At 70.1% G+C, this 13,107-nt stretch carries 12 protein-coding genes; 7 read left to right on the forward strand and 5 right to left on the reverse strand.

Annotation, left to right across the window (positions count from 1 at the left end; all coding sequences use genetic code 11):
* Positions 1-133 precede the first annotated feature (133 nt).
* Positions 134-1,030 (forward strand): hypothetical protein, encoded by an 897-nt coding sequence (locus tag UG56_RS05180; protein WP_045549155.1) that lies wholly within the window; start codon positions 134-136, stop codon positions 1,028-1,030.
* On the opposite strand, the gene UG56_RS05185 is transcribed toward UG56_RS05180, so the two are convergent.
* Positions 1,014-1,964, reverse strand: coding sequence for a sulfotransferase family protein (locus UG56_RS05185; protein ID WP_084100544.1), 951 nt, complete (start codon positions 1,962-1,964; stop codon positions 1,014-1,016). The genes UG56_RS05180 and UG56_RS05185 overlap by 17 nt on opposite strands.
* Positions 1,965-2,087: 123 nt before the next feature.
* Between UG56_RS05185 and UG56_RS05190 the strand changes: the two genes are divergently transcribed.
* From UG56_RS05190 to UG56_RS05200, 3 genes are all read left to right on the forward strand, one after another.
* Complete coding sequence (locus UG56_RS05190) at positions 2,088-2,996, forward strand: phosphoribosylaminoimidazolesuccinocarboxamide synthase (protein ID WP_045549153.1); 909 nt, start codon at positions 2,088-2,090, stop codon at positions 2,994-2,996.
* Positions 2,997-3,089: 93 nt separating this feature from the next.
* Positions 3,090-4,652 (forward strand): long-chain-fatty-acid--CoA ligase, encoded by a 1,563-nt coding sequence (locus UG56_RS05195; RefSeq protein WP_045549152.1) that lies wholly within the window; start codon positions 3,090-3,092, stop codon positions 4,650-4,652.
* Positions 4,653-4,754: 102 nt separating this feature from the next.
* Positions 4,755-5,729, forward strand: a complete 975-nt coding sequence (locus UG56_RS05200) for a hypothetical protein (RefSeq protein ID WP_218145139.1) — start codon at positions 4,755-4,757, stop codon at positions 5,727-5,729.
* 50 nt (positions 5,730-5,779) lie between these two features.
* Here UG56_RS05200 and UG56_RS05205 read toward each other — a convergent pair whose 3' ends face one another.
* Both UG56_RS05205 and UG56_RS05210 read right to left on the reverse strand, forming a co-directional pair.
* Complete coding sequence (locus UG56_RS05205; RefSeq protein WP_071326883.1) at positions 5,780-7,000, reverse strand: MFS transporter; 1,221 nt, start codon at positions 6,998-7,000, stop codon at positions 5,780-5,782.
* A 66-nt stretch (positions 7,001-7,066) separates the two neighbouring features.
* Positions 7,067-8,539: an FAD-dependent monooxygenase gene (locus UG56_RS05210; protein WP_045549149.1), complete on the reverse strand. Its 1,473-nt coding sequence runs from the start codon at positions 8,537-8,539 to the stop codon at positions 7,067-7,069.
* A 48-nt stretch (positions 8,540-8,587) separates the two neighbouring features.
* Here UG56_RS05210 and UG56_RS05215 point away from each other — a divergent pair, with 48 nt between their 5' ends.
* From UG56_RS05215 to purQ, 3 genes are read left to right on the forward strand one after another with little or no spacing between them, the layout of a single operon-like run.
* Positions 8,588-9,196, forward strand: a complete 609-nt coding sequence (locus UG56_RS05215) for a TetR/AcrR family transcriptional regulator (RefSeq protein ID WP_045549148.1) — start codon at positions 8,588-8,590, stop codon at positions 9,194-9,196.
* 47 nt (positions 9,197-9,243) lie between these two features.
* Positions 9,244-9,495: a phosphoribosylformylglycinamidine synthase subunit PurS gene (purS, locus tag UG56_RS05220; protein ID WP_045549147.1), complete on the forward strand. Its 252-nt coding sequence runs from the start codon at positions 9,244-9,246 to the stop codon at positions 9,493-9,495.
* Positions 9,492-10,160 carry a phosphoribosylformylglycinamidine synthase subunit PurQ gene (purQ, locus tag UG56_RS05225; protein ID WP_045549146.1) on the forward strand — a complete coding sequence of 223 codons (669 nt, stop codon included), beginning with the start codon at positions 9,492-9,494 and terminating at the stop codon, positions 10,158-10,160. Before purS ends, purQ begins: the two co-directional genes overlap by 4 nt.
* Positions 10,161-10,169: 9 nt before the next feature.
* Here the strand turns inward: purQ and UG56_RS05230 are convergent, their stop codons facing one another.
* Together UG56_RS05230 and UG56_RS05235 are read right to left on the reverse strand one after the other, a co-directional pair.
* Positions 10,170-11,525, reverse strand: a complete 1,356-nt coding sequence (locus tag UG56_RS05230; RefSeq protein WP_052693602.1) for a glycoside hydrolase domain-containing protein — start codon at positions 11,523-11,525, stop codon at positions 10,170-10,172.
* 91 nt (positions 11,526-11,616) lie between these two features.
* Positions 11,617-13,056 (reverse strand): MFS transporter, encoded by a 1,440-nt coding sequence (locus tag UG56_RS05235; RefSeq protein ID WP_045549145.1) that lies wholly within the window; start codon positions 13,054-13,056, stop codon positions 11,617-11,619.
* Positions 13,057-13,107: the final 51 nt, after the last annotated feature.

Below are 13,107 nucleotides of genomic sequence, written 5' to 3' on the forward strand. Positions count from 1 at the left end.
ACGTGTAACACGCTGTTCGTCGGACTATCCGGTCGTTCCGACAGGGCGAGTAGTCCTACGAACGACGTGTTACATCTCCGGACCACCCCGCGTGGATCCTTAGACGAGTGAGTGACTCGACTAAGATGACTCCATGACCACTGGTGTGCTTCCGTCCCTCCCGTCCTACGACGGTGCCGAGCTCGTGATCCCGGCGCCCGGCGAGGGGCCGGGCAACTGGGCCGGCGCCGCGAGCGCGGTCCTGGTCGACGGGGTCTTCTGGCTGACCTGGCGCAACCGGCGTCCGCTCTCCGACGGCCGCGGGGTGACGGTCAGCGTCGCCCGGTCGACCGACGGGGTGCGGTTCGAGACGGTCACCGAGGTCCACCGCGACCAGTTCGGCTGCGAGTCGCTGGAGCGGCCGGTGCTGGTGCCGCTGCCCGAGGGTGGCTGGCGGCTCTACCTCTCCTGCGCTACCTGGGACTCCAAGCACTGGTGGGTCGACAGCCTCACCGCCGACACCGTCGAGGGTCTGCCCGACGGCGAGCGCCGGGTCGTCCACCCCGGCAGCGACACCGTCGCGGTCAAGGACCCGGTGATCGCGATCGACCCGGTCACCCAGACCTGGCAGATGTGGCTGTGCTGCCACCCGCTCACCGAGCCGGGACACGAGGACCGGATGACGACCCGCTACCTGACGAGCACCGACGGCCTGGAGTGGCACGACGACGGCGAGGTCCTGGCCGGCCGCCCCGGCCGGTGGGACGCCCGCGGTGCGCGGGTCACCACGGTCGTCTCCCACGACCCGCTCGTCGTCCTCTACGACGGCCGCGCCGACGCCGAGTCGAACTGGTACGAGACCACCGGGATCGCCCGCTGGGACGGCACCCGTCTGGTCGCCGATCCCGAGGCTGCCCCCATCGCCAGCCCCCACTCCGACGGCGCCTTCCGCTACGCCAGCGCCGTGGCGCTGCCGGACGGCCGCATCCGCTACTACGTGGAGGCCGCCCGCGAGGACGGCGCCCACGACCTGGTCACGCTGGTTCGCTGAGCGGCTGAGCCCGTTCCTGGAACGACCCCCGGCTGGTCGTGGAGAGCCAGTCGGAGAAGTCCTGTCCGCTCACCTTGGTGAGCAGCTCGATGTCCTCGGCGAAGGCCGGCAGGAGCTGCTCGCGCTGCTCCGGCGTCAGCCGGGGCCGGTGGTGGTCGCCGGGTCCGGCGAGCTGGCGCAGCAGCGGCGGATAGGCCCGACGCCAGATCTCCGGCGGGGCGAACTGGCCGAGCCAGGCACCGCCCCTGACCACGGGACCGAGCACCTTCGGGCGCCAGCCGGGTTCGACGTACGTCCTGCTGTTGTCCTTCGGGATGTGGTCGACGTGGCCCTGCTCGATGCCGAGGAAGCGGCAGGCGCGGTCGACGGTCGCGGCCGGCTCGTCGACGATGTCGCGGTAGCGCACCACCAGGACCCGGTCCTCGCCGACGAGCTTGTAGAGGTGGTCGAGCTGCTGGCCGTAGAGCCCGAGCTCGCGGTAGCGCCAGAACGGCGCCCAGCCCTCGTGGGCGCGCCGGTCCTGTCGCCCGAACGCCTCCAGGAAGTCTGCGACGGGCTCGAGGCCGTCGCACCACAGGTGCATCCAGTTGGAGTAGGCGCGGTCGATCGGGTCGCGCACGACGGCGATCAGCTTCGCCTCGGGGAGGTGCTCGGCGATCCGTCGCTGGGCGCTGCTGGACCAGAGGTAGAACGGCGTGCTCTCGCCCCGCACCGCGTGCTCGGGTGCGGCCTCGAAGAGGCGGTCGTAGTCCTGTCGCCGCCAGACCCACTCCTGCTGGGAGTGCTTGTCGCCCGGACCGCGCCAGTGCGGCGGGGGAGCGTCGTCGCAGAGCCAGTACTTGGGCTCCTTGGGTGTCGTGGCGAACACCTGCGGGTGCCGCGCGAGCGCCGAGTGCAGCGCCGTGGTGCCGGCCTTCGGTGCTCCGATGATCAAGAAATCCGGCTGTGGTCGTCGTTCCATGGCGGCCCTCCCGCTTAAATCGCTAGAAACAGTCTACTTAAGCGAGAAACGGTTCCGGCAGCGCTGTCTCGATGGCCGATCTCTTAGGCTGATCCCGTGGCTGAACTCAACATCCCCGCGGCGCCGGCGATCCCGGGCGCGAAGCACCTCCACTCCGGCAAGGTGCGCGACCTCTACGAGCTGGAGGAGGGCCCGTACGCCGGCCAGCTCCTGATGGTCGCCAGCGACCGCATCTCGGCCTTCGATCACGTCTTCGACACGGTCATCCCGGACAAGGGCGAGATCCTCACCCGGCTGTCGCTGTGGTGGTTCGAGCAGTTCGAGGACCTGGTGCCGACCCATGTCCTCTCGACCGACGTGCCGGAGTCGGTGGCCGGCCGTGCGGTGATCGCCCAGAAGCTGCACATGCTTCCCGTCGAGTGCGTCGCGCGCGGCTACCTGACCGGCTCGGGCCTGCGTGAGTACGAGAGCACCGGCGAGGTCTGCGGCATCCGGCTCCCGGCCGGCCTGGTCGATGGCTCCCGGCTCACCCCGCCGATCTTCACCCCGGCGACCAAGGCCGAGCTCGGCGACCACGACGAGAACGTCACCTACGAGTACGTCTCCAAGCTGATCGGCGAGGACGACGCCGCCGCGGTGCGCCGGCTGACCCTGGCGGTCTACCAGCGGGCCGACGAGATCGCCCGCGGCTGCGGCCTCATCCTGGCCGACACGAAGTTCGAGTTCGGCGTACGCCAGGACGACCTGGGCATCCGCACGATCGTCCTCGCCGACGAGGTCCTCACGCCGGACTCCTCCCGCTACTGGGACGCTGCGCAGTGGCACCCCGGGTCCGCGATCCCCAGCTTCGACAAGGACGTCATCCGCCGCTGGCTGCTCTCGCCCGAGTCGGGCTGGGACCGAGCCGCCGGTGGTCCGCCGCCCGAGCTGCCCGAGGAGATCGTCGCGCGCACGCGGGCGAAGTACGTCGAGGCGTACGAGAAACTGACCGGCCACCGATTCTGAGACACGTGTCTCACTAAAATTGTGGACCGTGTTTCCCGGGAGGCTACGCGCGGGTAGGTTGTGACGCGTAGCACGCACACCACTGGAGGCCATGTGTCCACGTACAACCTTGCTTCGCTGCTCGAAGACTCCGCGGCGACCTATCCCGAGCGCACCGCGATCGTGCTGGGGGACGTCCGTCTGAACTACGCCCAGGTCAACGGTGCCGCCAACCAGGTCGCGAACCTGCTGGCGAGCAAGGGCATCGGCGCGGGTGACCGGGTCGCCCTGATGAGCCCGAACCTGCCCTACTTCACGATGGTCTACTTCGGCATCCTCAAGGCCGGTTCCACCGTCGTGCCCCTCAACGTGCTGCTCAAGGGGCGCGAGGTGGCCTACCACCTCCAGGACTCCGACGCGAAGGCTCTCTTCGCCTTCGAGGGCACGCCGGAGCTCGCCATCGGCGCCGAGGCGCACGCCGGCGCACAGGAGGCCGGGGTCGACAACTTCTTCCTGATCACCGCCGACCCGACCGCCGCCTCGCCGATCGAGGGCGTGACCACCCTCGGCCAGGGCATCGGCACCCAGCCGCCGACGTTCGACACCGTGGCCACCGACGAGGACGACACCGCGGTCATCCTCTACACCTCCGGCACCACCGGCCAGCCCAAGGGCGCCGAGCTGCGCCACCGCAACATGCGCGACAACGCGCTGGCCGGTGCCGAGCTCTTCGGCGCCTCGGCCGACCGGCCCGACACCTACCTGGCCGTGCTGCCCCTCTTCCACGCCTTCGGGCAGACCGTCGTGCAGAACGGCGCGATCGCCTTCGGCGGCACCATCGTGCTGCTGCCCCGCTTCGACGCCGCGGCCGCGCTGGCGACCATGCTCAAGGAGAGCGTGAGCTTCTTCGCGGGCGTGCCGACCATGTACTGGGGCCTCCTCGGCGCCCTCTCCGAGGACATCGACGTGGCCACCCTCGCCAAGAACCTGCGCGTCGCCGCCGCCGGCGGCTCGGCCCTCCCGGTCGAGATCCACAAGGAGTTCGAGAAGCGCTTCGGCGTCACCATCCTCGAGGGCTACGGCCTCTCCGAGACCTCCCCGGTGGCGTCGTTCTCGCTCTACGGCCAGCCGGTGCGCCCGGGCTCGATCGGTGTCCCGATCCCCGGTGTCGAGATGCGCCTGATCGACCCGGCGTCCTGGGACGACATCGAGTGGACCCCCGACGCGATCGGCGAGATCGCGATCAAGGGCCACAACATCTTCAAGGGCTACTACAACCGCCCCGAGGCCACCGCCGAGGTACTCACCTCGGACGGCTGGTTCCGGTCCGGCGACCTCGCCAAGCGCGACGAGGACGGCTGGTACTACATCGTCGACCGCGCCAAGGAGCTCATCATCCGCGGCGGCTTCAACGTCTACCCGCGTGAGATCGAAGAGGTCCTGCTGACCCACCCGGCGGTCTCGCTGGCCGCCGTGATCGGCGTCCCGCACGACTCCCACGGCGAGGAGATCAAGGCCGTCCTCGTCCTCAAGCCCGGCGCCACCGCGACCTCCGAGGAGATCGTCGCCTGGTCGAAGGAGCAGATGGCCGCCTACAAGTACCCGCGCATCGTCGAGATCGTCGACGCCCTCCCGATGACCGCCACCGGCAAGATCCTCAAGCGCGAGCTGAAGTAAGGGATCTCGTACGCCGGCAGGTGCCGTAGCTCGAAGATCGCAGTCACTCGGTGGCTGCGATCTTCGGGTTCGTGGGGCGAGCGTTGGGGTAGAACTGACGGTGTGGACCACTCGGGCGCAGTGAGGCAGCCGTCCGACCGTGACGGGATGGAGCGGCTGCGGGATGAGATCCAGGGCGGGGTCATCTCGAGGAAACAGCTGCGTGAGCTGCATGCTCAGGACCACGACATCCGCCGTCTCGTACGCAACCGTGAGATCACCGCGATCCATCCGGGTGTCTACGTCAACCACACCGGCAATCCGACGTGGGGTCAGCGTGCGTGGGCGGCGGTGCTGGCGTGCTGGCCGGCCGCTCTGACCGGGAGATCTGCGCTGCCGAAACCGCCGGAGCGAGGCCCGATCGAGGTGATGGTCCCCATGAGTCGCACCGTGCGTGCGCCCTGTGGGGTGATCGTCCGGCGCCGCGCTCGTTTCGACGGGTACGTCGATTGGGCCGCCTATCCGCCGCGACAGCTGGTCGCTGAAGCCGCGATCGATGCGGCCGCGGAGGCTGCCGACGTCAACGAGGCATTCTCGATGCTCGCCGACCTGGTCCAGAGCAAGGCGTTGCGGGCAGGGGCGTTGGTCGAGGCCCTGGGGCATCGCCGACGGTTGCGCGATCGGCGCCTCCTCCGCGAGCTGCTCGATGACCTCACGGCAGGCGCATGCTCGGTGCTCGAGCGTGAATACCTCAGGCGCGTGGAGCGCGCTCATGGTCTGCCGACGGGAGAACGCCAGGTCGCCGACTCGGTCGCCGGGGTCTCCGTCGAGCGCGACGTCACCTACGCGGCGTACGGCCTGGTCGTCGAGCTGGACGGCCGTGCCTTCCACCGCGGCGCTGCGTCTCGGGACGCCGACCATGCCCGTGACCTGGATGCGGCGGCTGTGCGGGGTCTGCGGACGGTCCGGATCACCTACGGTCAGGTGCTCGGTGATCCGTGCCGGACCGCCGTCCGCATCGGTGAGCTGCTCGCCCGCGGCGGCTGGTCAGGGGAGCTGCGGTCGTGCCCTGAATGTTCGGAGCAACGCGGTCGATGAACTCGAAGTTCGCAGCCACGTGGTGACTGCGAACTTCGACCTTCCCGCACCTACGTGGTCCTGAAGGCGAGCATCGGCCGCGCGGTGGCGCCGACGGCGGCCAGGGCGAGCAGGCAGGTGAGACCCCCGCTGACCAGCGCGAACGAGCCCGAGGTGAGCTGGGCGACGGCGCCGCCGCGCAGGTTGCCGATCTCCGGACCGCCGGCGCCGACGATCATCTCGACCGCGGCGGTCCGGCCACGCAGGTCGTCCGGCACCGCGAGCTGGATCAGGGTGCCGCGGGTGACGACGCTGACCGAGTCGGCCGCGCCGGCGACGGCGAGCAGGGCGAGGCACAGCCACGGTGAGCTGACCAGCCCGACGGCACCGAGGCTGATGCCCCAGATCGCGGCGGCACCGATCGTGATCAGGCCCGGGCGGGTGCGCCGGGTGAACGAACCCGAGAACAGCGAGGCCGCGACGCCACCCACCGCGATCGCGGTCAGGAACAGCCCGAGCGTCCGTGGGTCGCCACCGAACCGCTCCTCGTTGACCAGCGGGAACAGGCTCACCGGCATGGCCAGGACGGTGGCCGCCAGATCGACGAGGAGCACGCCGCGTACGACCGGCTGGGTGGCGGCGAAGCGCAGTCCTTCCAGGACACCACCGCCGCTCCTCCTGACGGCGGGAGCGAGGGCCGGGAGGCCGAGGACCCCGAGGAAGCCGGCGGCGAAGGAGGCGGCGTCGACGGCGTACGCTATCTCGAGGCCCGCGTAGCCGATGATCAGCCCGCCCAGCGCCGGACCCAGCAGCATGGACCCCTGGAAGCTCAGCCGGTTGAGGGCGAGCCCGGCGGCGACCTGCCCGGCCGGGAGCAGGCGCGGGATCACGCCCATGCCCGCCGGAGCGGCGACCGCGCCCACAGCGGCGACGAGCCCGACCAGGGCCAGGACGGGCCCGAGCGATGCCGGTGAAGTGCCGAGCCACAGGGCCTGACCGACGAGCAGCAGAGCCAGGACGAGCTGGGCGATCGTCGTGGCCATCAGGATCGAGCGCCGGTCGGCCCGGTCCGCCACGGAGCCACCCCAGAGCCCGATCGTGAGCATCGGGACGAGCTGGGCGAGGGCGACGCTGCCGGACCAGAACGGGCTGTGGGTCGACTCCCAGACCTGGTACATCACCGCGACGACCGAGATCTGCCCACCGAGCCCCGAGACCGCCCGCCCGATGAAGAATCGGCGGAAAGCCGGCGACGTACGCAACGGGGCGATGTCGAGCAGCAGGTGGCGCACGAGGATCGACGGTAAAGCCCGCGCTGCCCGATAGCCAACGGTTTAGGGGTCGACGCAGTCCGGCCCTCAGGCGCTCGTGCCGAACCACCTCTTCAGTGCGACGTCGAGGTCGTCTGACCCTCCGGCCCAGGCCACGATGCCGTCGGGGCGGACGAGCAGCCCGGGGAGGTCGCCGTCAGTGCCCCGGGTCGTCGGGAGCGAGCAGGTGTCGGCGCCCGCAGGCAGGCCGCCGAGGTCGACGAGCAGGCCGGTGCCGGCGTGGAGGTGCTCGTTGAGGCGGCTGCCGTCGGCGAGCACGAGATCGGGTGCGCTGCGACCGACGAGCGGGTGCTCGCTGCCCAGGTCGTAGCGGTGGGTGACCCCCGAGATCTGCTTCGCGAAGTAGGTCGTGGCATCCACGGTGCCGAGCAGATCGCCGACGACCGAACGGATCGCTCGGGCGTACGGGTCGGGCCGCATGATCGCGATCTGGGCGCGGGTCCAGTCGAGCACCCAGGCCCCGACCGGGTGACGCTCCGCGGTGTAGGAGTCCAGGAGATCCTCGGCCGCGGCGCCCCGGACGACGGCCGCCAGCTTCCAGCCGAGGTTGACCGCGTCGCCGACGCTCAGGTTGAGCCCCTGCCCGCCGAACGGCGAGTGCACGTGGGCGGCGTCGCCGGCCAGTAGCACCCGCCCCTGCCGGTAGGTCGCCGCTTGCCGGGCGTTGTCGGTGAACCTCGTCGCAGATCTCACCCCGGTGATGCGTACGTCCGCACCGGTGACCCTGCGCAGGCTCGCCTCGAGCTCGGCGGCGGTCACCGGCGTGTCCCGGTCGACGGGCGACCCGCCGAACTCGACGGTGAGGATCCGCCCGGGCGTCGGGCCGTACGCGTAGATACCGGTCGGGGTGGTGTGCCAGCCCTTCGCCGGCTCCTCGCCGTCGAGGTCGACGACGGCCTGGTAGGCGGTCAGCTCCGGCCCGGTGCCCGGGAAGTCGAACCCGGCCTGCTTGCGCACCGCGCTGCGGCCCCCGTCGCAGCCGACCAGCCAGCCCGTGTGCATCTCTCGACCGCCGGTCTGCACGGTCACGCGCTCCGCGGAGGCCGTGAACCCGGTCATCTCCACCCCGCGGCGTACCTCGACACCGAGCTCCGCGACCCAGGCGCCGAGCAGCGCCTCGACCTGCTGCTGGTTGACGAAGCCCACCTCGCCCGCCGGCCCGCGCCCGGCGAAGGCCGGGTCGGCGTCGTCGAACCGGTCCGCCGAGAGGAACATGCCGGCGAAGTGTCCCGCGAACTTCGGTGGCGGCTTGACCGCTCCGCCGCCGGCGAACTTCGAGAACGCGGCCAAGTTGGCTGCTTGAGCATCGAGCAGCCCGGGCAGCAGCCCGCGCCGGTCGAACGCCTCGGCGGTCGGCACATTGATCGACCCCGCCCTGATCGTCTGGTCGGGTGTCTCGCGCCGCTCCAGCACCACGACCGAGACTCCGCGAAGAGCGAGCTCACCAGCCAGCATCAACCCCGCGGGACCTGCGCCCACCACGGTCACATCAGCATCCATGGCAAAAAGTTGTACCAGACTCAAAATTTAGTCGGATATTATTTTCCTATGACATCGCTCCGCGAGACCAAGAAGGCGCAGACCCGGCAACGGATCTCCGACGTCGCGACGCAGATGTTCGCCGCCCGCGGCTTCGAGGCGGTCACCATCGCCGAGATCGCCGAGTCCGCCGGCGTCTCGAAGGTGACCGTCTTCAACTACTTCCCGCGCAAGGAGGACATCTTCTTCGACCGTGTCCCCGAGATCAGGAGCCTGTTCGGTGATGCGATCGCGCGCCGGGGCGAACGCACCCCGATGCGCGCCCTGCGCGACCTGATGACCGACCTCGAACAGCAGCGCCACCCGTTCCTCGGCCTCGAGCAGCGGTACGTCCGTTTCTGGCGCACCGTGCTCGACTCGCCGGCGCTGCGAGCCAGGGCGCGAGAGCTCGTCGACGATCTGTGCGACCACCTGGCGGCGCAGATCGAGGCCTCGGGTGTCGCCGACGACGGGCCGTCGGCACGACTGACGGCGGCGCTCGCCGTCGCGGTCATCCGGGAGGCCTTCACTGGTGCCGCCGGGCGGCTCCTCGCGGGGGAGCCGCTCGCGGCGGTCGACGCCGGGTATCGGGCCGCGCTCGTGGCCGGGTTCGACCATCTGGAGCGCGGCATCGAGTGACCTGTGGGGAGTAGGTGCGTGACGTACCCCTGACCTAGACTGCGGCCATGCCTCGCGTTGTCGTCGACGTCATGCCCAAGCCCGAGATTCTCGACCCGCAGGGGAAGGCCGTGCTCGGCGCCCTGCCGCGGCTCGGGTTCACCGGGGTCACCGAGGTCCGTCAGGGCAAGCGGTTCGAGCTGGAGATCCCCGAGATCACCGACGACGCGCTCGCCCAGATCGAGAAGCTGGCCGAGACCTTCCTGGCCAACACGGTGATCGAGAACTACGTCGTCCGCGTGGAAGAGCCTGCCAAGTGAAGATCGGCGTCATCACCTTCCCGGGCACGCTCGACGACGTCGACGCGCAGCGCGCCGTCCGCGTCGGTGGCAACGAGGCCGTCGCGCTGTGGCACGGCGACCACGACCTCCAGGGCGTCGACGCGGTGATCCTGCCGGGCGGCTTCTCCTACGGTGACTACCTGCGCTGCGGTGCCATCTCCCGCTTCGCCCCGATCATGACCGAGGTCATCGAGGGTGCTCAGAAGGGCCTGCCGGTCCTCGGCATCTGCAACGGCTTCCAGATGCTGGTGGAGTCCCACCTGCTTCCCGGCGGCCTGCTGCGCAACGACCACCTCAAGTTCATCTGCCGCGACCAGAAGCTGCGCATCGAGAACACCTCGACCGCCTGGACCTCAGCGTTCACCAAGGACCAGGAGATCGTGGTTCCGCTGAAGAATGGTGAGGGGCAGTACGTCGCCGACGCCGACACCATCAAGCGGCTCGAGGACGAGGGCCGCGTCGTCGCGCGCTACCTCGACGTGAACCCCAACGGCTCGGTCAACGACATCGCCGGCATCACCAACGAGGCCGGCAACGTCGTCGGCCTGATGCCCCACCCCGAGCACGCGGTCGAGACCCTCACCGGGTCGGGCACCGACGGCCTCGGCTTCTTCACCTCGCTGGTCGAGAAGACCTTCGCCTGAGCTCTGGCCCTAACGGGCGTGGGCCAGGTCGTACCAGGTGACGTCCGTCGCGAAGCCGTTGACGGTGCGCCCGAGCCGCCGCTGGTAGTTGGTCAGGCCGACGTGGGTGGTCCAGTCGAGGACCCCGGTGACCTTGACCCGCTCCTCGGTGCGGGTGGTGGAGTTGAGGGCGCGCTGGAGGTCGCGGACCTGGTCCCCGGCGGAGCCGCGCTTGAGGATCGGGTGCCGGTTGGCGGCCCACAGCGTCTTCCAGGCGCCCCGGGTCCACAGGTCCCGAACAGCCAGTCCGTGCGCGCGCTGCCAGTCGTGGACCGCTGCCTTCAGTGCGGAGCCGTAGTAGCCGCTCATCACGCCGTCGAAGGTGCCCCGGGTGCTGAGCATGCACTTGAGCGCCTTCACGTACGCCGCGGGCGGGGTGTAGGTCGACGTCGCCGGCGCTAGGTCGGGGTAGTAGTCGAAGTCGACGCGTACGCCGCCGCACCTGACCACAGCAGGGGCGTAGGAGCCGCGGCCGACGTCGAGGTAGTCGGTGTCGATGTTGATGGTGACGCCGCCGTGGGTCTCGTCGTGGCCGCCGTGGTACTGCTTGACCCGGTCGTGGTCGCTCCACACGGAGTCGGGGATGTACGTCGTGGACGTGTTCGCCTTGCCGTCCCAGTCGGCGATCCAGATGTCCGATGGGTAGGTGAATCCGGGCGTTTGGGCTCGCCGGACGTCGTAGATCGCCTTGATCCCCGACGCCGCGCTGGAGTACATCGCCGAGCGGTAGCCCAGCACCTTGATCCGGTAGCTCCAAGCGGAGATGAACCACATCGCCGACTCACGACACGCCTGGTTCGTGATGTCGAAGGCCTCCAGGTCGTAGAACATCGTGCTGCCCGCCGCGATCCCGTACCCTTGGGCCGCGGCCACGGCCGCGTTGGCCTCACTGATCGCCTGACGCCTCGCCGCCGCGTAGCCGTCGGCCGGGTCGGGGTTGATCGTCGGGTCGTCGCCGTAGCGGGGATAGCGCGGGTTGCACGATGCCTGCGGACCGAGCGTGACCGGCAGCAGCCGCCAGCCGCGGGCCTGCTGGGTGCGCACCCAGGTCGCCGAGAGGTAGGTCTGGACGCGGCAGCCACGCGACTTGCCCGCGATGTAGATGCCCACGCCGGTGAAGTTCGAGTCCTTCCACCACTGGTCCATCGCCGTCTGCGACGGTGCCTGGCACTGGTCGAACCCGAAGCCGGTGAAGTTGCCCGGGGTGACCGGGTTGGCAGCCGTCGCGGGGCCGGCCGAAGCCAGCCCCGCGACGGTCATGATGATGGCGATGACGCCGGCGACGAGGATGTGCCGGGCGTTCCCGTATCTGGTGATGCCCCCCATGGTGTGTAGTTACCAGGTCCGGGACCTGGTTCGGCAGAGGTCGAACGACTCGTGTCGAGGGTCCAACGTCCTCGAACCCGAGGGTGACGGTTCAGTCGACCTCGACCGCGGCCGGCCCGGCGGCGTACGACCGCAGTCCGGAGGGACGACGGAGCACGACGCTCAGCGAGGCGATGATCCCGAGCGCGCCGAGGGTGGCCGCGGCGTAGAACGCCTCACGCATGCCCGGCACGACCTCGCCGGGGGTGCCGTTGGCGACGTAGACCGAGGCGATCACGGCCAGGCCGATCGAGCCGCCGAGCTGCTGCATCGTCTGCACCAGACCCGAGGCCGAGCCGGCGTGCGCGGCGTCGACGTTCTCCAGGCCGAGGGCCGTGGTGGAGGTGAAGACGAGCGAGGCGAAGGCGCCGTTGAGGAGGAACGGAGCCAGGACGGCGCCGGCGTAGGTGCTCGACTCCGAGAGCGTGCTCAGCCACAGGAACGACGCGGTGAGGCCGGTGGCGCCCAGCACCAGCACCCGCGGCATCCCGATCCGGGCAGCGATGCGAGGCGCGATCCGGGACATCGCGAAGATCATCAGGGTGAGCGGGAGGAACGCCAGCCCGGAGGCGAGCGGACCCATGCCGAGCACGCCCTGCAGGTAGATCACGGTCAGGTAGAACGTCGCGAACTGAGCACCGACCAGCCCGACCGCGGCGATGAACGCGGCGACGCGGCGGTGGCTGTTGAAGAGGTGGAGCTGCAGCAGCGGGTGGGCGACGCGGCGCTCGGTGAGCACGAGGGCGACCAGCAGGAGCAGGCCGACGGCGATGCCGCCGATGGTGCGCGCGGAGGTCCAGCCGTGCTCGGGGGCGCCGATGAGCGACCACACGATCGCGGCCGCACCACCGGTGGCGGCCACGGCGCCGACGATGTCGAAGCGTCCCGGTCGCCGGGCGGTCTCGGAGACGAGGCGGCCGACGAGGGCGAGCACGACGAGCCCGATGGGTACGTTGATGAACAGCGTCCAGCGCCACGACGCGACATCGGTCAGGATGCCGCCGAGGATCAGGCCGATGGAGGCACCGCTGGAGGAGACGGCCGCGAAGAGCGCGATCGCCCGCGCCCGCCCGGCGTCGTCCTTCGCCGAGGTGGTCAGCAGCGCCAGCACCTGAGGCGCGGCGATCGCGGCACCGAAGCCCTGCAGAGCACGGGCGATGACCAGCAGGTCGTCGGTCGGCGCGAGCCCGCCGGCCAGGGAGAAGAGGGTGAAGACGGAGAGGCCGGCGACGAACGTACGCCGCCTGCCGAAGACGTCGCCGAGACGGCCGCCGAGCAGCAGCAGGCCGCCGAAGGCGAGGGTGTAGCCGTTGAGGACCCAGGTCAGGGCCGCGGGGGTGAACTCGAGGTCGTTGGCGATCCGAGGGAGTGCGACGTTCACGACGGCGGCGTCGAGCACGATCATCAGCTGAGCGACCAGGACCAGGGCGATCCCGGCACCGACGGCCTTGGTGGCCGCGGGTGGCGTGGGTGGTGCCACGGTGGATGTCATTCGAGAGCTCCTGTTGGAGACGGAAAAGGAGTACAGTGAAGCGGAGGAAGT

It is taken from the genome of Nocardioides luteus (assembly GCF_000960475.2).
GTDB classification, from domain to species: Bacteria; Actinomycetota; Actinomycetes; order Propionibacteriales; family Nocardioidaceae; genus Nocardioides; species Nocardioides luteus_A.

What these genes read in the sequence shown, in the direction of transcription:
- UG56_RS05215 (WP_045549148.1), top strand. Translation starts at nt 8,588, where the DNA reads ATGACATCGCTCCGCGAGACCAAGAAGGCGCAGACCCGGCAACGGATC.
- UG56_RS05235 (WP_045549145.1), bottom strand. Translation starts at nt 13,056, where the DNA reads ATGACATCCACCGTGGCACCACCCACGCCACCCGCGGCCACCAAGGCC.
- UG56_RS05180 (WP_045549155.1), top strand. Translation starts at nt 134, where the DNA reads ATGACCACTGGTGTGCTTCCGTCCCTCCCGTCCTACGACGGTGCCGAG.
- purS (WP_045549147.1), top strand. Translation starts at nt 9,244, where the DNA reads ATGCCTCGCGTTGTCGTCGACGTCATGCCCAAGCCCGAGATTCTCGAC.
- UG56_RS05230 (WP_052693602.1), bottom strand. Translation starts at nt 11,525, where the DNA reads ATGGGGGGCATCACCAGATACGGGAACGCCCGGCACATCCTCGTCGCC.
- UG56_RS05210 (WP_045549149.1), bottom strand. Translation starts at nt 8,539, where the DNA reads ATGGATGCTGATGTGACCGTGGTGGGCGCAGGTCCCGCGGGGTTGATG.